This is a genomic window from Kitasatospora sp. NPDC034533, assembly GCF_055575155.1.
Map to the genome: position 1 here is coordinate 175,893 of NZ_JBVITE010000009.1, position 23,847 is coordinate 199,739.

Annotated in this window: 22 protein-coding genes; 10 read left to right on the plus strand and 12 right to left on the minus strand. The window is 74.6% G+C overall.

Annotated elements, in window-relative coordinates:
- The first annotated feature begins 31 nt into the window (after nt 1-31).
- The gene (locus ACZ55U_RS09705; protein WP_465524267.1) at nt 32-706 is read left to right on the plus strand and encodes an HAD family hydrolase; all 675 of its coding nucleotides are present in this window, start codon (nt 32-34) and stop codon (nt 704-706) included.
- A 326-nt stretch (nt 707-1,032) separates the two neighbouring features.
- Here the strand turns inward: ACZ55U_RS09705 and ACZ55U_RS09710 are convergent, their stop codons facing one another.
- Together ACZ55U_RS09710 and ACZ55U_RS09715 are read right to left on the minus strand one after the other, a co-directional pair.
- Nucleotides 1,033-2,817 (minus strand): glycoside hydrolase family 15 protein, encoded by a 1,785-nt coding sequence (locus ACZ55U_RS09710; RefSeq protein WP_465524269.1) that lies wholly within the window; start codon nt 2,815-2,817, stop codon nt 1,033-1,035.
- Nucleotides 2,818-2,833: 16 nt separating this feature from the next.
- Nucleotides 2,834-3,787: a TIGR03557 family F420-dependent LLM class oxidoreductase gene (locus ACZ55U_RS09715; RefSeq protein WP_465524271.1), complete on the minus strand. Its 954-nt coding sequence runs from the start codon at nt 3,785-3,787 to the stop codon at nt 2,834-2,836.
- Nucleotides 3,788-3,981: 194 nt separating this feature from the next.
- On the opposite strand from ACZ55U_RS09715, the gene ACZ55U_RS09720 reads away from it, so the two are divergent.
- The 3 genes from ACZ55U_RS09720 to ACZ55U_RS09730 all read left to right on the plus strand — a co-directional run bounded on the left by ACZ55U_RS09720 (nt 3,982) and on the right by ACZ55U_RS09730 (nt 7,136).
- On the plus strand, nt 3,982-4,305 hold the full coding sequence (locus ACZ55U_RS09720; RefSeq protein ID WP_465524273.1) for an STAS domain-containing protein: 324 nt from the start codon (nt 3,982-3,984) through the stop codon (nt 4,303-4,305).
- Nucleotides 4,298-6,715 (plus strand): SpoIIE family protein phosphatase, encoded by a 2,418-nt coding sequence (locus tag ACZ55U_RS09725; protein WP_465524275.1) that lies wholly within the window; start codon nt 4,298-4,300, stop codon nt 6,713-6,715. The genes ACZ55U_RS09720 and ACZ55U_RS09725 overlap by 8 nt, the downstream gene beginning before the upstream one ends.
- A gap of 136 nt (nt 6,716-6,851) precedes the next feature.
- Nucleotides 6,852-7,136, plus strand: coding sequence for a helix-turn-helix transcriptional regulator (locus tag ACZ55U_RS09730; protein WP_465524317.1), 285 nt, complete (start codon nt 6,852-6,854; stop codon nt 7,134-7,136).
- 3 nt (nt 7,137-7,139) lie between these two features.
- Here ACZ55U_RS09730 and ACZ55U_RS09735 read toward each other — a convergent pair whose 3' ends face one another.
- Nucleotides 7,140-8,243, minus strand: coding sequence for a YihY/virulence factor BrkB family protein (locus ACZ55U_RS09735; RefSeq protein ID WP_465524277.1), 1,104 nt, complete (start codon nt 8,241-8,243; stop codon nt 7,140-7,142).
- A 128-nt stretch (nt 8,244-8,371) separates the two neighbouring features.
- Here ACZ55U_RS09735 and ACZ55U_RS09740 point away from each other — a divergent pair, with 128 nt between their 5' ends.
- A complete protein-coding gene (locus ACZ55U_RS09740) occupies nt 8,372-9,298 on the plus strand; it encodes a DUF5133 domain-containing protein (protein ID WP_465524279.1) in 927 nt (308 codons plus the stop codon).
- Nucleotides 9,299-9,367: 69 nt separating this feature from the next.
- Nucleotides 9,368-9,808, plus strand: coding sequence for a hypothetical protein (locus ACZ55U_RS09745; RefSeq protein WP_465524281.1), 441 nt, complete (start codon nt 9,368-9,370; stop codon nt 9,806-9,808).
- Between the two features lie 67 nt (nt 9,809-9,875).
- Here the strand turns inward: ACZ55U_RS09745 and ACZ55U_RS09750 are convergent, their stop codons facing one another.
- Nucleotides 9,876-10,511: an HAD-IIIA family hydrolase gene (locus ACZ55U_RS09750; protein WP_465524283.1), complete on the minus strand. Its 636-nt coding sequence runs from the start codon at nt 10,509-10,511 to the stop codon at nt 9,876-9,878.
- A gap of 256 nt (nt 10,512-10,767) precedes the next feature.
- Here ACZ55U_RS09750 and ACZ55U_RS09755 point away from each other — a divergent pair, with 256 nt between their 5' ends.
- Nucleotides 10,768-11,322 (plus strand): hemerythrin domain-containing protein, encoded by a 555-nt coding sequence (locus ACZ55U_RS09755; protein WP_465524285.1) that lies wholly within the window; start codon nt 10,768-10,770, stop codon nt 11,320-11,322.
- A 15-nt stretch (nt 11,323-11,337) separates the two neighbouring features.
- On the opposite strand, the gene ACZ55U_RS09760 is transcribed toward ACZ55U_RS09755, so the two are convergent.
- Nucleotides 11,338-13,011: an FAD-binding dehydrogenase gene (locus ACZ55U_RS09760; RefSeq protein ID WP_465524287.1), complete on the minus strand. Its 1,674-nt coding sequence runs from the start codon at nt 13,009-13,011 to the stop codon at nt 11,338-11,340.
- Between the two features lie 96 nt (nt 13,012-13,107).
- Between ACZ55U_RS09760 and ACZ55U_RS09765 the strand changes: the two genes are divergently transcribed.
- Together ACZ55U_RS09765 and ACZ55U_RS09770 are read left to right on the plus strand one after the other, a co-directional pair.
- A complete protein-coding gene (locus ACZ55U_RS09765) occupies nt 13,108-14,064 on the plus strand; it encodes a formylglycine-generating enzyme family protein (RefSeq protein WP_465524289.1) in 957 nt (318 codons plus the stop codon).
- Nucleotides 14,065-14,149: 85 nt separating this feature from the next.
- Nucleotides 14,150-14,716, plus strand: coding sequence for a PadR family transcriptional regulator (locus ACZ55U_RS09770; protein WP_465524291.1), 567 nt, complete (start codon nt 14,150-14,152; stop codon nt 14,714-14,716).
- A gap of 192 nt (nt 14,717-14,908) precedes the next feature.
- On the opposite strand, the gene ACZ55U_RS09775 is transcribed toward ACZ55U_RS09770, so the two are convergent.
- From ACZ55U_RS09775 to ACZ55U_RS09805, 7 genes are all read right to left on the minus strand, one after another.
- Nucleotides 14,909-15,613, minus strand: coding sequence for a class I SAM-dependent methyltransferase (locus tag ACZ55U_RS09775; protein ID WP_465524293.1), 705 nt, complete (start codon nt 15,611-15,613; stop codon nt 14,909-14,911).
- Nucleotides 15,613-16,254, minus strand: a complete 642-nt coding sequence (locus ACZ55U_RS09780; protein WP_465524295.1) for a hypothetical protein — start codon at nt 16,252-16,254, stop codon at nt 15,613-15,615. The genes ACZ55U_RS09775 and ACZ55U_RS09780 overlap by 1 nt, the downstream gene beginning before the upstream one ends.
- Nucleotides 16,241-17,191: a 2-hydroxyacid dehydrogenase gene (locus ACZ55U_RS09785; protein ID WP_465524297.1), complete on the minus strand. Its 951-nt coding sequence runs from the start codon at nt 17,189-17,191 to the stop codon at nt 16,241-16,243. Before ACZ55U_RS09785 ends, ACZ55U_RS09780 begins: the two co-directional genes overlap by 14 nt.
- Complete coding sequence (locus ACZ55U_RS09790; protein WP_465524299.1) at nt 17,188-18,336, minus strand: aminotransferase class I/II-fold pyridoxal phosphate-dependent enzyme; 1,149 nt, start codon at nt 18,334-18,336, stop codon at nt 17,188-17,190. Before ACZ55U_RS09790 ends, ACZ55U_RS09785 begins: the two co-directional genes overlap by 4 nt.
- An 82-nt stretch (nt 18,337-18,418) precedes the next feature.
- Nucleotides 18,419-19,750: a phenylacetate--CoA ligase family protein gene (locus ACZ55U_RS09795; protein WP_465524301.1), complete on the minus strand. Its 1,332-nt coding sequence runs from the start codon at nt 19,748-19,750 to the stop codon at nt 18,419-18,421.
- A 13-nt stretch (nt 19,751-19,763) separates the two neighbouring features.
- Complete coding sequence (locus tag ACZ55U_RS09800; RefSeq protein WP_465524303.1) at nt 19,764-21,356, minus strand: hypothetical protein; 1,593 nt, start codon at nt 21,354-21,356, stop codon at nt 19,764-19,766.
- Complete coding sequence (locus ACZ55U_RS09805) at nt 21,353-22,336, minus strand: class I SAM-dependent methyltransferase (RefSeq protein ID WP_465524305.1); 984 nt, start codon at nt 22,334-22,336, stop codon at nt 21,353-21,355. Before ACZ55U_RS09805 ends, ACZ55U_RS09800 begins: the two co-directional genes overlap by 4 nt.
- 387 nt (nt 22,337-22,723) lie before the next feature.
- Here ACZ55U_RS09805 and trpS point away from each other — a divergent pair, with 387 nt between their 5' ends.
- Nucleotides 22,724-23,689, plus strand: a complete 966-nt coding sequence (gene trpS, locus ACZ55U_RS09810; RefSeq protein ID WP_465524307.1) for a tryptophan--tRNA ligase — start codon at nt 22,724-22,726, stop codon at nt 23,687-23,689.
- The last annotated feature ends 158 nt before the right edge of the window (nt 23,690-23,847 follow it).

Here is a 23,847-nt window from a genome sequence, read left to right on the forward strand (position 1 = left end):
GGCCCGCGCGGCCCGACCGGAAGGAGAAACCGTGACCACCACCCCGGCAGCACTCTTCGACGTCGACGGAACCCTGCTCGACACCTCGTACCTCCACGCCCTCGCCTGGTGGGAGGCGCTGCGCCAGTACGACCGCACCGTGCCCACCGCACAGGTCCACCGGGCCGTCGGCATGGGCTCCGACCAGCTCCTCGACCACCTCCTCGGCGACGACCGCGACCACGGCGACGACGAGGCGATCACCGCCGCCCACGACGCCCTGTACGCCGCCTCCTGGCCCCGGATCCAGCCGCTGCCACGCGCCGCCGACCTGCTGCGCGCCTGCGCCGACCGGGGCCTGCGGGTGGTCCTCGCCAGCTCCGCCTCCGAGCGGGAACTCGCCGTGCTGCGCCGGGCGCTCGGCGCGGACGACGCGATCACCGCCGCCACCTCCGCGGCCGACGTGGAGGCCACCAAACCGGCTCCCGACCTGGTCCGGGCCGCCCTGGAGCGGGTGGACGCCGGACCGCAGGACGCGGTGTTCATCGGGGACACCGTCTGGGACGTCACCGCGGCCAACCGGGCGGGAGTGGTGTGCATCGGGGTGGAGAGCGGCGGCTTCGCCGCCCAGGAACTCCTCGGCGCGGGCGCCGCCGAGGTGCACCGTGACACCGCCGAACTGCTGGCCGACCTCGACCGGAGTGTGCTCGGCCGGCGCGGGGGCTGACGCCGGGCGGCGAGCGGGCGGGTGGCCGGGTGAGGCGGGAGGGGCGTCCGGCGGCATCGCGTGGACGAACGCCTGCCGGGGGTGCCGCGGTGCCTGCGGGGGTGCACCGCGGCACCGCCGCCGACCTGCCGGCCGGTCCCGGTCGGCGTGTGCCCGGCCGGGGCCGGCGGTCAGCGGGCGGGTGGCCGGGTGAGGCGGGAGGGGCGTCCGGCGGCATCGCGTGGACGTACGCCTGCCGGGGGTGCCGCGGTACCTGCGGGTGCACCGCGGCGCCATCGCCGACCTGCCGGCCGGTCCCGGTCGGCGTGTGCCCGGCCGCCCGGCGGTCAGCGGGCGGGGGGCCGGGTGAGGCGGGCTGCGGCCTCCAGGAGCATCGCGTGGACGAACGCCTGGGGGAGGTTGCCGCGTTGCTGGCGCTGGGCGACGTCGTACTCCTCCGAGAACAGGCCGGCCGAGCCGCAGAGCCCCCGGGTGGCCTCGAACCAGCGGACGGCCTCCACGGTGTCGCCCTGCTGGTGCTCGGCGACGGCCATCAGGAAGCCGCACAGGACGAACGCGCCCTCGGCCTCGGCGAGCGGGCGTTCGTCGTGGCGGAACCGGTAGGCGTAGTGGCCGTCGGTCAGGGCCTCCCGGCAGGCGCGCAGGGTGGCGACCGTGCGCGGGTCGTCCGCGGCCGGGGTCCCGCGCACGGGTGGCAGCAGCAGGGCGAGGTCGGGTGCCGGGTCGTCCGGGGAGCGCTGCCAGCGGCCCGAGGGGTGGCGGGCGTGGCGGGCGGTGTGGGCGAGGATCCGGTCGGCGAGCGTGCTCCACCGCGCCGCCAGGCCGTCCGGCACCCCGGCCGGGCCGGCCGCGTCCGGGCGGGAGATCGCCCGCAGTCCGGCGGCGCAGATCAGCCGGCTGTGGGTCCAGGCGCGATCGTCCGTCTCCCAGATGCCGGCGTCCGGTTCGCGCCAGCGGCGGGCGACGGAGGTGGCGGCGGTGTGCACGGCCGACCGGGCGGAGGGGTCCAGCCGGTCGCGCCGGGCGGCCGCCGCGTACAGCAGCAGGACCTCGCCGAAGACGTCCAGCTGGAACTGGCGGGTGATGTGGTTGCCGATCCGGTCGTGGCCGCCGGGGTAGCCGGGCAGGTCGATCGTGCGCTGGTCGGGCACCCGCCCTCCGGAGACGGTGTACGCGGGGGCCAGGCGGGGGCCGTCCTCGTCGAGCCTCGCGGTGGTGAACCGCACGGCCTCGTCCAGGAGTTCGTACGGTCCGCAGGCGGCCACCGCCTGGCCGGCCAGGCACTGGTCGCGGATCCAGACGTAGCGGTAGTCGTAGTTGCGGCCGGTCTCGGCGCGCTCGGGCAGGCTGGTGGTCGCGGCGGCGACCATGCCTCCGCCGGACGGGGAGGTGAGACCGTGCAGCACGGCGTAGGAGAACCGGGCGTCGCGGTCGTCGAGGGTGTGCCCGAGGTCTGGTACGGCCGCCCGCCAGGCGCGTTCGGTGGCGCGCCAGCTGCGGTCCGGGTCCGGCGGCGGGCCGTCGAGGCGGCGGTCGGCGGCCTCCAGGACGAGGTCGACGCGCTCGCCCGGGTGCAGGACGGTCTCGGCGGTGAGCCGCCCGTCCGGACCGGGGCGGGCCGGTCCGGCACCGCCCGTCCAGCGCAGCCGCAGCGGCCCGGCGCGCAGCGACCAGCCGTCCTCCGTCCGGCGGAGGTCGGGGTCGCGGCGGGCGCCGAAGCCCGCCCCCGGCTCCAGGACCGTCCGGAAGCGGACCGGCGCGAACTGCGCGGTGAGCCGGCGCAGCAGCACCAGCCGGTGCGGGTCGGCGGGCAGCGCCAGGGCCTCCCGGCACTCCAGGACGCCGTCCCCGGCGATCCAGCGGCTGCGGCGGATCAGCCCGCCGTCCTCGTAGTAGCCGCCCGGCACGAAGCGGCCCACCGGCGTCACGGCGTACACGCCGCTGCCGCCGATCAGGCCGGCGAACAGAGGCTCGGAGTCCCAGCGGGGCGCGCACAGCCAGGCGATCTCGCCGAACGGGCCCACCAGCGCGCCGCGTTCGCCGTCGGCGAGCAGGGCGTACTCGCGCAGGCTCCACGGAGGGAAGGGCGGGAAGGGGAAGGAGGCCGTCACGGTGTGCCGCCGGCGCTCAGGCGACCTGGGGCAGGATCTGCTCGCGGTAGAACTCGAAGAAACCCTCCTGCTCCTGGCCGATCTGACCGACGTACACCTCGTCGAAGCCGGCGCCGACGTAGGCGCGCAACTGGTTCGCGTGCTCCTGCGGATCGTCCCCGCAGACCACCGCCTCGCCGACCATGTTCTCGGTGACCAGCTCGGTGGCCTGCTCGAAGTGGCGTGGCGTGGGCAGCACTTGGGCGAGCTCGCCGGGCAGCAGCTCGCTCGGCCAGAGCCGGTGGACGGTCTTGACCGCCCGCTCCCGGTCCTCCGACCAGCACACCTTCAGCCCGCCGACCACCGGCCCGGTGCCGCCGGCCGCCCGGTAGCGGCCGATCAGTTCGGTGTCCGGGCCCATCGTGACCAGGCCGTCCGCGAAACCCGCCGCGCGTTCGGCCGCCTTGGGGCCGAAGGCCGAGACGTACACCGGCAGCCGGCCCTCCTCGGGAGGCGTGTAGAGCCGGGCGTTCTCCACCGTGTAGTGGGCGCCGCGGTGGGACACGGCCTTGCCGGTGAACAGCTCGCGCATCACCTCCACGGCCTCCTCCAGCATGTCCGCCCGCACCGCGAACGGCGGCCAGCGGTCGCCCAGGACGTGCTCGTTGAGCGCCTCGCCGGTACCGACCCCGAGCCGCAGCCCGCCGGTCAGCTGGACGTCCGCGGTGGCCGCGGCCTGGGCCGTCACCGCCGGGTGCAGCCGGACGGTCGGGCAGGTGACCATGGTGGTCACCGGCAGCGAGGTGACCTGCGACAGCGCGCCGATCACGCCCCAGACGAACGGGCTGTTGCCCTGGGCGTCGTTCCACGGGTGGTAGTGGTCGGAGATCGCCAGCCGGGTGAACCCGGCCCGCTCCGCCAGCTGCGCCTGCTCGACCAGCTGGGCGGGGGTGAACTCCTCGCAGGACAGGAAGTAGCCGAACGCGGTCATGGCAGCCTCGTATCGTCGGGTGTTCCTCGTCGGGTGTTCCTCGCCGGAGCGGCTTTCCCGGCCGGGCGCCGCGAAACCTCGGAGCCGTTCGCCGGCGGCCCCGGCGGCCGACGGGCACCCGGGTGCACGGCCTAGCCTGGAGTGGTGACCCGGCGGAGGGGCCGTGGCCGGGCCGGGCGTCGAGGGCGGTCCGGATGAAGGACTTTCTGGTGGCCAACGGCTGGACGGTGGTCCCGCTCAGCGGGGACCTGGACGACTTCGCGGCCGGTGAGGTCCGCCGGCTGTTCGACGCGCTCGCCGACGGCGGCGCCACCCGGGTGGTGGTGGACCTCACGGCGGTGGGCTTCCTGGACTCCACCGGCCTCAACATCCTGCTCGGCGCCGCCCGGCGCGCCCGCCGCGAGCAGGGCTCGCTGCGCCTGGCCGGTGCGGTGCCCCGGGTGCGGGACCTGGTGGAGCTGAGCGGGGTGTCGGCGGTCCTGCCGCTCTACCCGGACGTGGCGGCGGCCTGTGCGTGAGCGGCGGAAGGCCGACCAGCCCGTCCGGACGCAGGACGCGGCGGTGCTGCGCGAGGCCGTCGACCGGCTGCGGGCCGAGGCCGAGGGGCTGCGGCGGGCGATGCGCACCCGGGGCGTCATCGAGCAGGCGAAGGGCATGCTCGCCGAGCGGCTGGAGTGCACGCCGGACGAGGCCTTCGGCCACCTGGTGCGGCTCTCCCAGGACACCAACCGCCGGCTCGTCGACATCGCCGCCGGGCTGGTCGGCCTCGCGGCCCCGCTCGCGGACCCGGAGCGGCCCGCGGCGCGGCCCGGGGCGGCCGGACGGCCGGAGCCGGCGCCGCGAGGCCCGGCCCCGGCGCTCCCGGGGCCCGGACCGGCCGCCCTGGTCCCCGGCCTGTCCGCGCGCTACCACCTGGCCGCCTCGGCCCTGGCCGGCGCGAGCACCCCCGAGGAACTGGCGCGGCTGCTGCACGAGGTGGCCCTGGCACCGGTCGGCGTCATCGCGGTGGTGCTGGGCAGGCTGGAGCCGGACGGCGCCCTCGCCCTGGTCGCCAGCCACGGGGTGGAGCCGCGCCGGGTCAGCCAGTGGCAGCGCATCCCGCCGGAGACCGGGGTGCCCCTGGTGGCCGCCGCCCACGGCGGCGGCCCGGTCTGGGAGTTCGCCCCCGGCCCGCCCGGGCGCCGGGCCCCGGACCACGGGCGGATCGTCCCCGGCCACAGCACCTGCGCCGTACCGCTGCGCAGCGGGGAGCGGACCATCGGGGCGATGAGCCTCGGCTGGGACGGGCCGGCCGACCGGGCCCGCGCCGCGACCCGGTACGTCGACGCGCTGTCCGGGCTCGTCGCGGCGCACCTGCTGCGGCTCACCGGCGGCGACGAGGCGCGCGGCCCGGCCGTCCCCGGCGGCGAGCACTGGTTCCGCGCCGTGCTGGACACCGTGTTCGACCCCGTCCTGGTGCTCTCCGCCGTCCGCGACGGACCGCCCGACGGACCGGTCACCGACCTGCGGGTCCGCTACGCCAACGCGGCGGCCGGCCCGGCGCCCGCGGTCGGCCGGCGGCTCAGCGAACTGCACCCCGGCCTGGTCGCCACCGGGACCTTCGCGCGGATCGTGGCCGCCGCGACGGGCGGATCGGGCTACCGGGGCCGGGCGGAGGACTTCGCCGGCGAGGGGCCGGACCGGGCCCTGGCCGTCCGGGCCGAGCCGTTCCTGGACGGCGTGCTGCTCACCTGGCGCCCCGCGGACGGCGCCGTCGAGCGGGCGGCCCTCCAGGACACCCAGCGGCTGGCCGAACTGGGCAGCTTCTCCTGGACGGCCGGATCGCCACCGGAGTTCTCCCCGGAAGCCCTGCGCCTGCTCGGCCTCGACCCCGACCGCACGGAACCGGTCACCCCGGCCGAGGTGCTGGCCCGGGTGCACCCCGAGGACCGCCCGGCGGTCCTGCTGCTCGCCCGCCGGCTGTCCGCCGGACGGCGGACAGCCGCCCTGGAGTTCGACGTCGGGCGCCCCGACGGCGCCTCCCGCACCCTGCGGGTCACCGCCGAGGCGGTCGACGACCCCGCCGCCGACCGGCCGCGCACCGCCCGGGGCGTCCTCCAGGACGTCAGCCGCCGGCACCGTACCGAACTCGCGCTGGCGGGAGCCCGGGCCCGGCTCGCCGAGCAGCGGCGCCGGACCGGGGCCGAACACCGCACGGTGCGGGCCCTGCAGAACGCGCTGATGGCCGGCCAGGCCCGGCCCGAGCCCTCCGCCGCCGTCCTCGACCACGCCGCCCGCTACCTGCCGGCCGGCGAACACCCCCGGGTCGGCGGCGACTGGTACGACCTGGCCGGCCTCGCCGACGGCCGGATCCTGCTCGCCGTCGGCGACGTCAGCGGCCACGGCCTGGCCGCCGCCATGGCCATGGCGGAACTCCGGCACGCCCTGCACGGCCTCTGCTACACCGGCCAGGGACCGGGGGAGATCCTCGGCCGGCTCAACACGATGCTCTGCCACCAGGACGGCCGCCGGATCGCCAGCGTGCTGTGCGGCCTGCTCGACCCGGAGGCCGGCACGCTCACCTGGAGCGCCGCCGGGCACTCGCCGCCCGCCGTCGTCCGGGGCGCCACCGCCGCCCTCGCCGAGGGCCCCACCGGCACCGTCCTCGGGGCCCTGCCGGAAACGCGCTGCCGGGACGGCGTGCTGGCGCTCCGGCCGGCCGAGGACACCGTGCTGTTCTGGACGGACGGCCTGCTGAACCGCCGCTACGACGGCGACATCCGCCCGGACCGCCTGCTGCGCGCGGCCGAGGAGTGCGCGGGGCGCGATCTGACGGACTGCCTGGACCACATCACCGCCCGGCTCGGCGGCCCCAACCCCGACGACGACAGCTGCCTGCTGGCCGTCCGGCTGCGCCCCCGTCCGTTAGCGAGCGCGGATCACGGGTAGCCGCCGCGGCGAGGTCCCCCGGGGGACGGAGCCGCGAGGAGGCGGGAGCCATGGACGGACGCGAGCGGACGAAGCCGCGCGGGTCCCTCGCCGTCGGTCTCCCGCGCGTGCCGCGATGCGGCCGCGTGCCGACGCCATGACCGGCCGGACGAGCGCGGGGTGGACCTTCCTCACCAACCACGCCCGGGTGCTGGTGCAGATCGCCAGGGATCCGGGCGTGAGGGTCCGTGACATCGCCGAGCGCTGCCTGCTGACCGAACGCGCCGTCCAGCGGATCATCGTCGACCTCGAAGAGGCCGGGTACCTCACCCACGAGCGCCGGGGGCGGACCAACCACTACCACGTCATCGCGGGCAAGCAGCTGCGGCACCCGGCCGACGCCGGGCCGACGGTCGCGGAGCTGCTGGCCGTGCTGCGCTGACCGCTACCGGCCGTCGGACCCGTCCGCGCCGTCGGAGCCCCCGTCGGTCCGCCCGGTTCCGGGCGCGGACCCGTCCTCCCGGGGAGCGCCGGGGGACTCGTCGGGGACACTGCGGGCGGCCTCGTCGGGCACGCCGGGGGCCGCCTCCTCGGGCACGCCGGGGAAGGAGACGTCGACCCGCTGCTCGGGCCGGCGCTCCTCCTGCCGGGCGACGGAGGACAGCACCGCCTGGTCGGCGTCCGTCAGCGGCGGCTGGAGCAGGCTGCGCGGCCACAGCCGCCGGGTGAGCACCACATTGGCCTCGGCCGCGTACACGGTGACCTGCGCGGCCACGTAGATCCAGGACAGCAGGCCGATCACCGTCGCGAAGAACCCGTAGACCTGGGTCGCGTGCCGCAGCTCGTGGGCGACCAGCAGCGAGCCGCCCGCCTGGAGCGCGGTGAACAGCGGCCCCGCGAGCGCGCAGCCGCGCCACATCGCCCGCAGCGGCACCTCGCGCGGGGTGAGCACCCGGAAGCAGGCCAGGCACAGCGAGAAGTTCACCAGCGCCGACAGGACCAGGCCCCCGACCCGGGCGTACGGCCCGGCCAGCCGGCCCACGACCAGCGAGGCGGCGGCGGTGCCCAGCGCCAGCCCGGTGCCCAGGACGGCGAACAGCAGCAGGCAGCGCGCCAGCCGGGGGAAGTAGCCGGGCCGCTGCACCCCGGGCACGTTCCAGACCTCGGCCATCGTGTGCTGGAGGACCTGCGCGATGCCGAGCGCCCCGTACAGCAACCCGAGCAGGCCGATCAGCACGGCCAGGGCGCTGCCCTGGAGGGAGTGGACGTTCTGGCGCAGCTGGTCGCCGATGATCGGGAAGTCGGCGAGCGCGGAGTCCAGCACCGCGCGCTGCGCCCCGGGGTGGCCGTGCAGGACGAAGCCGAGCACGGTGCTGAGCAGGAGCAGCAGGGGGATCAGGGCGACGAACCCGTAGTAGGTGATCAGGGCGGCCAGCAGCCCGCCCCGGTCGTCGCCGTACTTGCGGATGACGCCGAAGACCAGGCCCGGGGCCCGGTGGCGCCGCTGGAAACCGTCCACGGCCCGCAGGCCCCGCTCGATGGGATTCACGGCGGCGCGTCTGCCCGGGGCCGGCGATTCGACACCCGGACGGCCCGACGGGGACGGGCGGCGGCCTCGGGCGGTGCCCGACGGTGATCGGACGCATACTGTCGGAAACCTCGGAGGTGCTCATGCCCATGGTGGATGTCGCGGCCCTCGGCCGACTGGTCGCGGAGTACGAGGCGCTGTCCTCGTCACGCTCGCCGGAGGCCCGGCAGCGGCTGCGCGACGTCTGCTACACGATCGGGATCTACACCGGGGAGGCCGACGCGGTCCGCGCGGTGGCCCGGGCCCGCGCCCTGCTGGAGCGCCAGGCACCGGCGGCGAAGGACGGGTCGGCGGACGGCTCCCCGTCCGCCGACCGGGCCCATGCGGCGCTGCTGGCGGAGCTGGCCGACCTCGCGGCCCGGGAGCGCCGTTCCGGCTCCACCCCGACGCTGCACGACGTGGTGCAGCTGACCAGGGTCGCCGTCCCCGACTGCGTGGGCGCCGCGGTGAGCACCTGGCACGACGACGGCTCGGTGGAGACCTTCGCGGCGAGCTCCTCGTACCTGCTGTCCCTGGAACGGGCGCAGGGCGAGGCGGGGGCGGGCCCGCTGCCCAGGATCCGCCGCCAGGGGGAGGGGCAGGTCGTGGTCCGGCTGGAACCCGGCCGCCCCGGCCGGTTCGCCGACCGGGCCCGGCGTTGCGGCGTGCGGGCCGTGGCCAGCGCGCACCTGCGGACCCACCCGCACGGCTGCACCGCCCTCAGCGCGTACCTGCGTACCCCGGTGGAGCCGGGCACCCCGGCGCTCGGACTGGTCGAGGCGCTCGCCCTCCAGGCCTCGGCGGCGCTCGACCGCTTCGCGCTGGCCAGGGCGGTGGCCGATCTGCTCGACCGCCGGCACGCCACCGGGCTGGCCATCGGCATCACCGCGGAGCGCTTCGGCGTGCCCCCGCACACCGCGCTGAACCTGCTCGTCCGGGCCGCCCACAAGCTGGGCACGAGCCTCGACGCGGTGGCCCGCGGGCTCGCGGCCGACGGCTGGTCACCGCCCACCGGTGGCGGGCCCGGCGGGCCGTAGCGGACGGCGGGCCCCGGGCCGGCGCGGACCGGCCCGGTTGTCCGGGGCGGCCCGGGGTAGGCGCGCGGCATGGAGGACATCGGACACCCGGCGGACGGACCCGCCGGCGACGACGCGGACCCGCTCGACCTGTGTGACCACTGCGGACGGGCGGTGGCGGGCGCCGACCTGATCGGCGCCCTGGTGCCGGACTCCTCCGCGTTGCACCCCACCGACCCGGGCCTGGACGGCAAGCGGGCCGTCCTCGCCTGTTCGCCGGACCACCTGGCCGCGCTGATCGAGGACTACCGCCACCGCCCCTTCGTCCCCGAGGAGCAGTGGGCCGCCAAGGTCTGCCGCGCGCTCGCCGAGTACGACGAACCGGTGCCGCTGAGCATGGTCGCCCGGCTGAGCGGGCTCTCCGAGCGGCAGGCGGTGGAAGGCGTCGAGTGGCACAACGCCCGCGCCCGGGAGTGGCAGCGGCGCTACGGCCACCGGGACGACGACGAGGGGCCCGGGGACGAGGTGTGAGGCGGTCGGGCGAAGGGGGACGGTCGCGGACAGTGTTTCAGCGCACAGTGTTCAGCGCCGTGGCAGCTCAACGCCGGAGCAGCAGTTCGGCGGCCTGCGCGGGACCGTCGGCGGTCCGGCAGGCCGTCAGGGTGCAGGGCGGACAGGCGTGGTGTTCCGGTCGAGCCGGCTCGGGGAGGCGGATCACGTGCGCGCCGGCGTCGAGGGCGGCGTTCACCAAGGCGTCGGTGGTGCCGATCACGGTGACCCGGGCCGGCGGCAGGCCGAGCGCCCGGCACGCCGCCGTCACCAGCGTGGGGGCCGGCATCCGGCAGCGGCACCCGTCGTGCGGGCCGTGCGGGCAGACCGCCCACACGTCGAGCGGCCCGAGCAGCGCCTCGGCGCGGGCCTGGACGGACTCCACCTCTCCGCGTCCGACCAGGCCGCGGGCGACGCCCGGCTGGTTGCTCACCGCGCCGAGGGCGAAGCCGGCCGCGCGCAGGGCCGCGAGCGCGGCCCGGATGCCCGCCGTCGGATGGACCATGGCGGGATCGCCGTTGCGGGAGACGTCCTGGATCAGCGTCCCGTCGCGACCGAACAGGACCGCGCCCGCGGGGCCGGGGGCCCGGCCGGGGCGGGCGGACAGCCACGGGCCGGACCGGTCGCAGCGGCCGGACGGCCGGGGCTGCGGAACGGTCGGAACGGGTTCTGCGAGGTATGCCACAGCCCTGCGGGTTGCCGCCGGGCGGAGGGTCAAACGGGGGCCGGGCGGGGATCGCGGAGGCCGACCACGGAGCGGGCCGGGGCAGCCGGCCCGGTGGCCGTACCGGGCCCGCCGGCCGTACCGGACCCGGGAAGTACCGGCCACTGCGCCCGGGCGGGCCCCCGCGTTTGGCCCGGGAGCCCGAGGGGACACGCGAGGGCGGGGGAGGCCGCGGCGGCGGGGCGGGAAGACCGCGGACACAGGAAGGACAGCAGCCGTGCCTCACGACGAAGACCTGTTGGAGCAGCTCACCGCCGACCACCGGTCGGTGCTGACCCACTTCAGCGAACTCAGCGGCATCCCCGCCGGGGACCCGCAGCGCAAGGAGCTGGTCGATCTGGTGACCGACCAGCTGGTCCGGCACACCCGGGCCGAGGAGGAGCACCTCTATCCGATCGTCCGCGACCGGCTGCCCGACGGACCGGCCGTGGCGGAGCGCGAACTGGCCGACCACCGCGGGGTGGAGGCGCTGCTGGGGGAGCTGCGCCCGACCCAGGTGACCTCGCCCCGGTTCGACCGGCTGGTGGGCCGGCTGACCGAGGAGGTCACCCGGCACGCCGGCGACGAGGAGGCACGGCTGTTCCCGGCCGTGCGGTCGGTGGCCACCGAGGCCGAGCTGCGCGCCCTGGCCGTCCGGGCCCGTGAGACCAAGGCGGCCTCGACCGGCCGCCCCCGCCACCAGCCGCCCACCGAGCGGCCCCCCGACCGGCTGCCGCCGCCCGCGCGCTCGGTCGTCGAGCGGGTGCGGGACTGGGTCAAGGCACACGCGTAGGGCCGGTGGGCCCGGTCAGCCCACCTGCCGGGCGGCGGCGCGACCGGCCTGGCGGCCGCTGAAGAGGCAGCCGCCGAGGAAGGTGCCTTCGAGGGCGTTGTAGCCGTGCACCCCGCCGCCGCCGAAGCCCGCGACCTCGCCGGCCGCGTAGAGGCCCTCGACGGGGTCGCCGCCCCGGCCGAGGGCGCGGGAGTCGAGGTCGGTCTGGATGCCGCCGAGCGTCTTGCGGGTGAGCACGTGGAGCTTGACGCCGATCAGCGGCCCGTGGGCGGGGTCGAGGATGCGGTGCGGTGCGGCGGCGCGGCCGAGGCGGTCGCCCAGGTAGCGGCGGGCGTTGCGGATGCCCTGGACCTGGGAGTCCTTGCTGAACGGGTTGGCGATCTGGAGGTCCCGGGCCTCGATCTGGCGGCGCAGGGCCACCGGGTCGAGCAGCGGTTCGGCGGTCAGCCGGTTCATGCCGGCGACGAGCTCGTCGAGGGTGCGGGCGACGACGAAGTCCGCTCCGTTGCGCTTGAAGGCCTCCACCGGGGCGGGGGCGCCCTTGCCGAGCAGGCGTTCGCGCGCGAAGGCCTTGCGGTCGCCGGCGGTGATGTCGGGGTTCTGCTCGGAGCCGGAGAGCGCGAACTCCTTCTCGATGATCTTCTGGGTGAGCACGAACCACGAGTGGTCGTACGCGGCTATGTCCTCGGTGGTGCGCAGGTGGCGCAGGGTGGCCAGGGTGTCGTAGCCGGGCAGGCACGGGTCCGGCAGGCGCCGGCCCAGGGCGTCGAACCACAGCGGGGACGGGCCCGGCAGCACCCGGATGCCGTGGCCGGGCCAGATCGGGTCCCAGTTGTGCAGGCCCTCGGTGTAGTGCCACATCCGGTCGCGGTTCACCAGCCGGGCGCCCGCGTCCGCGCTGATGTCGAGCATCCGGCCGTCCACGTAGGCCGGGACGCCGGTGACCATGTGCCTCGGCGGACTGCCCAGCCGGCTGGGCCAGTGGCGCCGCACCAGGTCGTGATCGGCGCCGATGCCGCCGGTGGTCACGATGACGGCCTGGGCGGTGAGTTCGAACTCGCCCGTGACGTCGCGGTTGGTGGCGACGCCGCGCGGTGAGTCGTCGGCGGCCAGCAGCGCGCCCCGGACGCCCCGGACGGTGCCGCCGACGACGAGCAGTTCGTCCACCCGGTGGCGGTGGTGGAAGGTCAGCCGGCCGGCCGCGGCGGCCCGGTGGGCGCTGCGGACGAAGGGGTCCAGGACGCCGGGCCCGGTGCCCCAGGCCACGTGGAAGCGCGGCACGGAGTTGCCGTGCCCGTCCGCGCGCAGGCCGCCGCGCTCGGCCCAGCCCACGGTCGGGAGGAAGGTGACGCCGTGTCCGGCGAGCCAGCGGCGCTTCTCGCCGGCGGCGAACTCGACGTAGGCCCGGGCCCAGCGCTGCGCCCAGGAGTCCTCGTCGTCCAGCCGGTCGAACCGCGCGCTGCCGCGCCAGTCGTTCCAGGCCAGCTCGACGGAGTCCCTGACGCCCAGGCGGCGCTGCTCGGGCGAGTCGACCAGGAACAGTCCGCCGAACGACCAGAACGCCTGGCCGCCCAGGTCGGCGGGGCCCTCCTGGTCGACGAGGGCCACCCGGCGCCCCCGGGAGGTCAGTTCGTGTGCGGCGACGAGGCCGGCGAGGCCGGCCCCGACGACGATGACATCGGTGTCCATGGGGTGGCTTCCCTTGGCCGGGGGTCGTGGGGCTATGTACGTTAGAACACAAGTGCCGGAGGCGATAGGCCCTGGCCAGCACGGGAGGACCCGAGCATGACCGAGCCCACCGCTCCCGCTCGCTGCTGCATGCCGTCCGGGGGAGGGGGGACGGCCGCGCTCGCGCTGCCGCTCCCGTCGCCGCGCCGGCCCGCCGCCGAGGACGACGGGATGGTGCTGCTGCCCGGCGGTGAGTTCCTCATGGGCGCCGACGACGCCGAGGGGTTCCCCGGCGACGGGGAGGGCCCGGTGCGCCCGGTGCGGCTGGACCCGTTCCGGATCGACTCCCGGGCCGTCACCAACGACCGGTTCGCCGCGTTCGTCGCCGACACCGGCTACCGCACCGACGCCGAACGCATCGGCTGGTCCTACGTCTTCGCGTCCTTCCTGCCCGCCGCGCTGCGCCGCGGCGCCCCGCGCCCCGAGCGCGCGCCCTGGTGGTGCGGGGTGCGGGGCGCCGCCTGGGACCGCCCCGAGGGCCCGGGCAGCGGGATCGGGGAGCGGGGCGACCACCCGGTGGTCCACGTGTCCTGGAACGACGCGGCGGCGTACGCGGCCTGGGCGGGCAAGCGGCTGCCCACCGAGGCCGAGTGGGAGTACGCGGCGCGCGGCGGCCTGGAGCAGGCCCGCTACCCCTGGGGCGACGAGCTGGACCCGGCCGGGGAGTACCGCTGCAACATCTGGCGCGGCACCTTCCCCGCCAGGAACACGGCGGCCGACGGCTTCCGCGGCACCGCCCCCGTCGACGCCTTCGAGCCCAACGGCTTCGGGCTGTACAACGTGTCCGGCAACGTCTGGGAGTGGTGCGCCGACTGGTGGACCACCGAGCACCCGGCCGGCCGCCCGCTGGTCAACCCGGCCGGCCCGGCCCTCGGGACCGACAAGGTCATCCGCGGCGGCTCCCACATGTGCCACAAGTCCTACTGCAACCGCTACCGGGTCGCCGCCCGCACCGCCAACAGCCCGGACAGCTCCAGCGGGCACGCGGGCTTCCGCCTGGCCGCGGACGCCTGAAGGGCCCGCGAGGGAGGGACTTGACAACCCGTCAGCAGCGGGTGAGCCTGGCCGCCATGAGTTCCTCAGAACATAGGTACCGTCCATGCAGCTCGACTACGTGATCCTCGGGACACTGACCCTGCGCCGGCTGTCCGGCTACGACCTGCGGCGCTGGATGGACGGGCCGGGCCGGTACGTCGGGTACGGGGTGCAGCTGCCGCACATCTACCGGCGGCTGGCCACGCTCGTCGAGCGCGGCTGGGTGGACTTCGAGGTCGATCCCCGCGAGGGGCGGCCGGACGCCAAGGTGTACCGGCTGACGGAGCGGGGCCGCGAGGCCCTGCTGGAGTGGGCGCGATCCCCCTTCGAACCGTCGCCGCGCGCCAAGGACCCCGACTTCAACCTGCGCTTCTTCTTCGCGGGGCAACTCGGCCCCGACATCGCCCTCGACATCGTCGACACGGAGCTGGAGTACCGGCTCAAGCAGCACCAGGGCCCGGCCGTCGTGCCGCTGCCCGACGCGTACGACCCGCAGATCCCCGAACTGGACGCCGCGTGGGCCCGCGAGGTCCACACCATGGCCCACGAGAACGGCTACGCCTTCGGAGCCTCGCACATCGCCTGGCTCCAGCTCACCAAGGCCCGCCTGGAGGCGCGGCTCGGCCGCTGAGCCCGCCCCCTCGGCGGCCTGCCACCGGTCCGGGTCCCCTCCCTCGCCCTCGGCCCGATGCCCCGGGACCGGCTCGACGCCGTCGCCGCCGAATTCGACGCCAGGCACGCGGGCGGTGCCGACGGCGGGCGCGACCGATCCCCCCGCCGGAGAGCCCGGACCCGGCAGCGGCCCGGGCTCCGGCGGGGGGACTCAGGCCCGGCCGTGCACCAGCAGGAACTGCGGGTGGGGTGTCGGATCCCCGGCGGGCGGTGCCACGTGCTCGACCGTGACGTCCTGGAAGCCGGCCTCGGCCACGACCGAGGCGTAGTCCTCGACGTGCCAGTAGTAGTCACGCAGGGTCAGCGTCCCCTGTTCCGTGGTGAGCACGGTGGTCATCGGATCACCGGAGGAGTACGACCGGCCGGGTTCGCCGTTGCGCAGGGTGGCGAACTGGACGCCGACGCTGTCCGGGTGGGTGTTGAGCATGGCGAACGTGGCCCCGGGCCGCAGGACCCGGCGGATCTCCCGGCAGGCCTCCACCATGGCCGGCCGGTCCGGGATCTGCATGAAGACGAAGCAGGACATGCACCCGCCGGCCGCCGAGTCGGGCAGGAAGGGCAGTCGGCCCGAGCGGATGTGCCGGTAGTCGACCCGGGGGTGGGAGTGCTTGCGCGCCGCCAGTTCCACCATGGACGCCGAGGTGTCCACGGCTGTCACGGGGTGTCCGAACTCGGCGGCGACGTGCCGGGCCACGAACCCGGGGCCGCAGCCGTAGTCGATGACGAGGCCGTCGTCGCCGCGCGGCAGGCCCAGAGCCGCGAAGACCGCCGGGTACCCCATGGTCTGCCACGCGGCGGCCTCGACGTTGTGCGAGTAGTCCTGCGCGGACTCGTCGGTCTCCCAGTCGGTGTGCATCAGCCGTCACCTCTCGGTCGGTCCTGCTTCCGGGAAGGGGTGTGCAGGGCGGCCCAGAGCGCGTCGGGCCCCCACAGTCCGGTGCCGAGCACCGGGTCGAGGACGCAGGCGGCGATCCCCTCGCGTCGGCAGGCGGCGAGCTCGTGGACGACGTCGTCGTCCAGCCCGGAGCGGTGCAACGCGGGCAGGGACGCGCCCAGGACCTCCTCGGACGGCACGCCGGGGGCGGCCGCGAACCCGCCGCCGGGGGCGCACCCGGCGGCGACCACGACCAGGCGCGTCGGCCCGGGCGCGTCGAGCAGCCGGCGGCCGGCCGCGAACGCCCCGGTACGGGACGGCAGGCTGTCCAGCGCGATGAACAGCGCGCTGACGGCCGCGTCGGGGCAGCGCGCCGCGGCCTCCAGGAGCTCCAGGACGTACAGCGCGGACAGCGAGACGGCCGTGCCCACACCGTGGTGGCGCTCGGCCCACGGCTCGTGCCAGCAGCACAGGACGCTGACCGCGCGCGGCCGCCCCGGCCCGACGGTGACCTCGAAGGTGCCGTCGGACTCGGTGACCCGGGCACCGGAGGACAGGTGCCGGAGGTGGTCGGACAGCCATGCGCGCGCGTCGGAGACCGCCCGCTCCTCAGGTGACGACATTGCGGCCTCCTCCGGCGAGATGGCTCTCGATGTTGCCGAGGACCTCGTCCAGGTTCTCCCGCCGGGCGCGCTCGGTGTACCAGGCGATGCCGGGGGTCAGCAGCGTGTTCGGCACGGCGCTCAGCGCGGGGACGAGGTGCTCGGGGGCGTCGTCCAGCGCGATGCCGCCGAGCGCCCCCGCCCGGTGCCGCCGCAGGAGCGCTTCGACGTCGAGGACGGAGTGCCGGGAGACGCTGACGACCACCGCGTCCGGGCGCAGGCCCGCCACCAGCTCGGCGTTCAGCAGCCCGGCGGTGCCGGGTGTGGCCGGCACCTGCACCGAGAGCACGTCGCTGCGGTGCACGAGTTCGTCGACGGGTACCGGTTCGACGCCCGGGACGGGCACCCCGCCGCGGTTGGTGCCGATGACGTGCATGCCGAGCCCGGCGGCGCGTTCGGCCACCGCCCGCCCGATCCGGCCGACCCCGAGCAGCCCGAGGGTGAGTCCGCGCGGCTCGCGGCCGAGGTACGGCACGTAGCGGTGCCGCACGCCCGTGGCCGCCGCCGCGTGCGCGGGCAGCAGCCGCCGCAGCAGCGTCGCCGCGCACGTCATGACGTGGTCGGCCACGGCCGCCACGGAGTACCGCGGGCAGTGCGAGACGCTGATGCCCAGTTCGCGGGCCGCCGCCAGGTCCACCTGGTCCGTGGCGGACAGGACGGTGGCGACGTGCCGGAGCCGGCCGGCCCGGCGCAGGATGTCGTCGGTCAGCCTGGTCCACTCCACGATGGCGATGTCCGCGGCGGCGAGGCGGCGGACCGCCTCCGCAGGGTCGGGCCGGTCGTAGTGCACCCGCACCGGACCGAAGGCGGAGAGCGCGTTCAGGAAGCCGGCGGTGATGTGGGTCGGCTCGTCGAGGTAGACGATGCGCGGTGAAGGCCGGTGTGCGGACGCCGTCATGCGCGCAGGCTCTCGTGGGCCTGGATGACGTCGCGCAGGTGCCGGCAGGCGCCGGCGAACCACACCGGCGGCCGGGCCAGGGCGAAGCGGACGTACCGCGCTCCGGTCTCGTGGTCGGCCCAGTAGAAGTGGTCCCCGGGCAGGATGCCCACGTGCGCCTGGCTCAGCACCTCGACGACGTCCTCGCTGCGCAGGTCCGGATGGTCGATGCGCACCCACTCCACGCTCACGGTGCTCCGCGGGTGGGCGGGGACCAGCACGCTGCCGCGCAGGGCGGCGCGCAGCGCCTCGCGGTTCGAGCGGACGACGCTCCACACGGTGGCGTCCAGGCCGTTGCGCTCGGTGTCGCGGATGTACGAGGTCAGCAGCCGCAGGATGAACGGGCTGACGTTGAGCAGGATGTCGTTGTGGAGCTCCAGCACGTCCTCGTACAGCGCCTCGCTGACGGCGAGGATGCTGCACTTGAGGTCCTGGGTGGGCCAGGTCTTCCCGGTGTCCTCGATGACGATGTAGTCGACGCCGGACCTCTCCAGCACCTCGTACTGGTCCCAGAAGGGCGAGGTGACGAAGAACCGGAACGTGCAGTCGATGATCAGGAGCTTGCCGTTCGCCCGGCAGAACTCGACCACCCGCTCGAAGACGTGGGGTTCGAGCCGGAAGCCCGTCGGGTTGTTGGGCAGCGTGACGAAGAGCGCGTCCGTCTCCATCGACCGCAGGGTCGACTCGATCCGCTCCTCGCCCAACGCGTCCTCGGAGACGGGGACGAGGGGGACGTCGCGCCGCTTGAGGATGGTGGCGAGGTTGTCGAAGCAGGGCTGGAGGAGACTGAGCGTGCGCCCCTTGGACGACAGGTACGTCGCCACCAGGTCGGTGGCCAGCGAGGCGGAGTAGCACAGGAACGTGCGCGGGTGGGTGACGGCCGAGTGCTGCCCGGCCAGCGAGAAGAACGACCGCTGGAAGTCGTCCTCGGAGTCGGCCTGGAGGCTGGTCTCGGCGGTGTAGAACAGCTCCGGCAGCTGGGCGACGATGGCCCGCTGCGCGGGGTTCTGGCCCTGGTGGGCGTGTCCGTCGGCGAAGTTGAACTGCTTGTTGATCCCGATGTTCTCGTAGCGCGTGAGGTTCGTGTACCGGGCACTGGCGGGCATCTGCCACTCCGGGAGGTCGAGGTCTGCTCTGTCAGGGCACGAGATCTGTCACGGCGCGGGGCCGGTCACGGCACGGGGCCCGTCAGGGCACGAGGCTGATGATCTGGTTGCGCTTGCCCCGGTTGGTGACGCGCAGGGAGTCGACGAACTCGACCTCGACCTCCGCCTCGCCGAACAGGAGGTCCGACACCTCGCTCCGGATGCGCTCGCGGATCTCCTCGGTCATCCCGGGGCCGGGGATGCACTCGAAGGCCACCGTGTCCGCGGTCTTCTGGACCAGGCTCCAGGAGTTCAGGGCGTCGCCGTACTGCATCAGCCGGGTGTACCCCACGTCCAGCAGGTAGCCGGAGGAGAGGAACCGGCCGCTGCTCAGGGCGAACGAGGAGTTCCTGCGGCCCTCGAAGGACTTGAGCATGCGCAGCGCGCGCCCGCAGGGGCAGGAGGCCCGCGCCGGGTGGAGGGCCGCGATGTCGCCCTGCCGGTAACGGATCATCGGCATGGCCCAGTTGTAGAGGCAGGTGGCGACCAGGTCGCCCGTCTCCCCGTCGGGCAGCGGGGTGCCGGCGTCGTCGACCACCTCGACGAGGGCGATGTCCTCCCAGATGTGGTAGCCCTTGTGCGGGCACTGGGCGGCGACCGTGCCGGCCATCTCCTCGGACCCGTACTCGTCCAGCACCGGGACCCCGAAGAACTCCGACCACTCGTCGCGCTGCGCCTGGGTCGACATCTCCGACTTCACGTTGATGACGATCAGGTTGGTGCGGAGCAGCTCGACGTCCTCCGCGCTCAACGTCCGGCGGATGTCCTCCAGCCTGGACGGATAGAGCGTCAGCATGTGCGGCTTGCTGTCGAGGAGCTTCTGCCGGGCTTCGTCCAGGGGGTCCAGGGTCCAGATGTGCCGGAGCGGGAAACTCCCGTCCGGGAGTCCCTCGATCGGGTACTTCCCGGTGTACACGTACGTCTGCACGTGATGGGGCCGGTAGCCGCCCATCATCATGTCGTAGATCCGGTAGGCGGTCATGACCCGCTTGCGCATCGTCTGCGCGGAGTACGCGATGCGCAGGGTCTTTCCGCTGGAACCCCCGGTGATGGCGGTGGTGAGCTCGTCCAGTGAGTAGCCGGCCGCGATCGTGTGTTCCGGAAATCCCTCGATCACCTCCTCCTTCTCCAGCACGGGCAGGAGATGGGCGTCGGCGACGCCCCGGATCGCGGCGACGTCCACTCCGGCCGCGTCGTACTTGCGCCGGTAGAGCGGGACGTTCTGGTAGGCGTGGCGCACCATCCTGGTGAATGCGGCGTCCTGGAGGCGCTCCAGTTCGGAACGGTCGAGGAACTGGTTCCGGCGCAGTTCGCGCCGCAATCCCGGCGCTTCCTTCATCAGGATGTCGAGCTGTGCCTGGTCGAAGTCCTTCATGTTTCCTCCCCGGTCAGTGGCCGTCGATCCTTCGGGTCTTTCCGTTCAGGAAGTAGTGGAATGCCAGGATCTCGCCGATCTCGAAATCCCGGTCGTCGATACGGAAAGCGTGGCGCAGCGGATCGGTGCTTTCCGCGATCTCGCGCAGGGCGTTCTGCCAGCGGAGGACGTTGGCCGGCCGGAAATCGGCCCAGGTGCCGGAAATCGGGTCGGTCCCGGGGCCGGCCGCCGGTTCGGCCCCCAGCAGGGTCCGGCCGTCGGGCATCATGACGCCCAGGTCGACGGACAGGGCCTGCCGGCGCAGGTACGCGTCGGTGGAGACGAGGTCCGCGCACTGCTTGGCCAGCGTCTCCGCCTCGACCCGCCACGCCTGGTCGGGGGACCCGGCGGCCTGCACGAGGACGTGCAACTCGAACAGGTCCTTGGCGACCGCCGGCCCGAGGTTCCCGCTGACCACGCTGGGGCTCCGGAACTCCCGTTCGAGGTCCCGCATGCGCCGCAGCAGCGCGGCGCGCAGGTGCGCCCCCCGGTAGGAGGGCTGGACGGCCGCCGCGTCCATGGCGGAGAACAGGTCGTGGCGGGTGGAGCCGAGCGCGGCGTCCACCACGATGTGGGCCACCTCCTCGCGGGTGACGCTCTCGAACTGGCCCAGCGCCGTGCCGAGCGCCATTTCCGCGCGGCTGTAGGTGGAGTTGTCGCCGGCCGGTACGACGACCATCTCGGGGTCGGGCGCGTCCGGCGGCGGGGCGTGTTCCGGGGCGTCCCGTGCCGTCACCCGCAGGCCGCGGCTGGTGTACGGCCCGTACCGGACGTCCTCCCACCCCACCAGGGCCAGCGGCACGATCAGCCGCACGGAGCGTCCCCGGGTGTGGTGGAGGTTCCACAGGAGCTGGTGCAGGGTGCCGGCCGCGCTGATCTTCCCGAGCAGCGCCTCGGACAGGAAGCCGTCGGTGTCGCTGCCGTGGGTGTAGGGGCAGCTGAAGCCCATGCCGCCCAGGCCGCTGGTGGACACCTTGACGTAGCAGCGCACGTCGAACTCGCCCAGGGCGACGTCCAGGTCGGCCACGTACCGCGAGAGTGCCGCCGTCGGGTGGTCCAGCAGCGCGTCCAGCACCGCCCGCCGGTCGATGGCGACCGCCTCGCCCGCGCCGTCGCCGCCACTGCGGGGAGCGGCCGCCCGTAGCAGGTGCTCCCGGGACGCGGCGGGGATGACGGCCCTCGGGCCGCTCGTCGCGGAGGTGACGGCGTCGATGACCAGGTCGGGCCGGTGCTCCTCGATGATCCGGTGGATCATCGAGGAGCCGGGCTCGGCCGGCCGGTGGTAGTAGCCGGCGAGCTCCCAGCGTTCCTCGTCGGTCATCTCCCGCGCGGCCGTGCGGGCCAGCGAGACCGGGCCGTAGAGGTCCCCCCAGCTGCCGCCGATCTCGGTGCCCTCGCCCGCCAGGGACCGCAGGTGTTCGGTCCTGGCCCGCAGGGTCCGCGGCCGGGAGGTGTGCACGGCCAGGTAGGCGGGCGCCAGCCGGTCGAGGAGGGCCTCGCACACGGCGGTCCCGACCTCGCCCGCTCCGAGGACGAGGACCCGCCGCACGTCCGTGCCCGGTCTCACGCACCCTCCCGGACGGGCTGGAGGACCCACGCGTAGCTGTGGGGGACGGCCAGCTCGACCTCCCGGACGCACCGGTACCCCGCGTCGTCGATCAGCCGGCGCACCGCCTCGCGGCTGCGCGGCTCCATGCCCTGGAGCGCGTGGAGGTAGTCGAAGCCCGGCCCGAAAAGCTCCGGTCCGGTGCCCGGCTCGTCGGGCGTCACGGTGTCGAAGACGACGAGGTACCGCGCGTTGGGGAAGGTCGCCTTGTAGGAGCGCAGGACGGCCGCGCAGTAGTCGTCGGGAGCGATGTGGTGGGTCATGAACGCCTGGGTGACGATGTCGACGTCCGGGAGCCGCTCGGGCAGAGCCGTGGCATCGCCCTGCCGGATGCTCAGGTCCAGGCCGAGCGTCCGGGCCTCCTGGACCGCGGCCCGCGCGGAGCGGACCGCCCCCGGCGACAGGTCGAACCCGACTCCGGGCCGTCCCGTCCGGGCGCAGATGGCGAGCAGCCGGACGCCGGCGCCGCAGCCGACGTCGCAGACCGTGCCCCGGGGGTCCAGCGACTCGATCAGCTGAAGAATCGTTTCATCAAGGTGGTGGGCGCCGATCCGCCCGGACGACTCCGCGACGACGTCGCCGCGTACGCCGGTCGACGGATCGAGCGTGCCCTTGACGTGCTGCGCCAGTACCGACGCGTATCCGCCGAACCAGAGCTTGAAGACCGGGACGTGTTGCTGGAGGTCGTTCCCGGCCTCGGTCAACGAGAAGGACCTGTTGTGCGACCGGACGATTCCGGCCTGGTGGAGCGCCCGCAGAACGCCTTTCACCCGGACGCGGTCCGGCAGCAATGGCGGCCGGTCCAGATCGGATTCGTGAATGGCGTCCTTCGCCAGGATGTCGAAAAGCCCGATGTCGTCCGCCACGATGATCGCGTGGGCGGCCACGGCGCCGGTGAACAATGGTGCGATGTGGGGGTGGGTGAATGCTTCGCCGGTCATGTTCGTCTCCCGATCCGCCGAAAGCGATTGGATCGAACTGATGCGGTTGTGACGCGAGTACCTCGAGTCAAGCACGAGTGAATAGGCGTGCCAAGGGGGCGGAATTGAGCCCGCGATCACTTCAAGTCAGGCGGGAGCGAACCATCCCGTTCCGGTTATGCGTTCCGTTCGGGAACCGCGGTGCGTCACCAGCGCGTGTGTGGATCATGTAATGGCGCGGAATGGAAACCTCCGGTGGTATGGTCTGGCTCATGACGCGCATGGAACGACTGTGGTGGGCCGCCTAGGGTGGCTTGATCCTTGCGCTTCACGCAGATTCGGCCGCTCGGGTGGGCGGCTGCGGCTGGTCCACGCGGGCGGCACCGCTACCAGCAGAGAGACGGACCAGTGATCAGACTCTCCGGCATCACGCCCTCGGGCGAAGCGCACCTCGGCAACTACCTGGGGGCGGTCAGCCGTTGGGCGGCCCACTCGCGGCCGGATGACCTGTACTTCGTGAGCAACATGCACGCCATGACGGTCAATCACGATCCCGAGCGACTCAGGCACCTGACGGATCATCAACTGGCGGTGCTGGTGGCCGCCGGGGTTCCCGGGGACCGGCTCTTCGTGCAGTCGGACCTCATCCGCGAGCACATGGCCCTCGCCTGGCTCCTGGAGTGCACCTGTACGTTCGGCGAGGCCAGCCGGATGATCCAGTTCAAGGAGAAGTCCCAGGGCAGCGCCTCCGTGCGGCTCGGCCTGCTGACGTACCCGGTGCTGATGGCCGCGGACATCCTGCTGCACGGCACCGCCCAGGTGCCCGTGGGGGAGGACCAGAGCCAGCACGTCGAGCTGGCCCGCACGCTGGCCCGCCGCTTCAACAACGACTACGGCGAGGTGTTCGTGGTCCCCGAAGCGGTGCTCCCCGAAGCCGGGGCGCGGGTGCGGGACTTGAGCGACCCGTCGCGGAAGATGTCCAAGTCGAGCTCCGAGGCGCACGGCATCGTGTTCGTGCTGGACGAGCCCGACGTGATCCGCCGCAAGTTCGCGCGCGCGGTGACCGACGGCCGCAACGAGGTGCGCTACGACGCCGTCGAGCAGCCGGGCGTCGCCAACCTGCTCGACATCCTGGCGGCCTGCCGGGGGACGACGCCGGAGGAGGCCGCCGAGGGGATCGGCGGCTACCGGGACCTGAAGGAGGCGGTGGGCACGGCCGTCATCGACACCCTCGGCCCGGTCCGCGAGCGTGCGCTCGCGCTCCTGGAGGACCGGTCCGAACTCACCCGGATCCGTCGGGAGGGCGCCGAGCGGGCGCGCAAGCGGTCCGAGCACCGCCTGGCCGAGGCCATCGCCCTGGCCGGCCTGGCCTGAGCTCTCGGCCTCGGGGCTCTCCGCCTCGGGGCGGGCCCGGGGGGGGGGGGGGGGGGGGGGGGGGTGGGGGGCCCCCCCCCCCCCCCCCCCCCCCCCCCCCCCCCCCCCCTCCCCTCTGCCTCGGCAAGAGGTCTACTAAGAGGAGGGGGGGGGTGTGC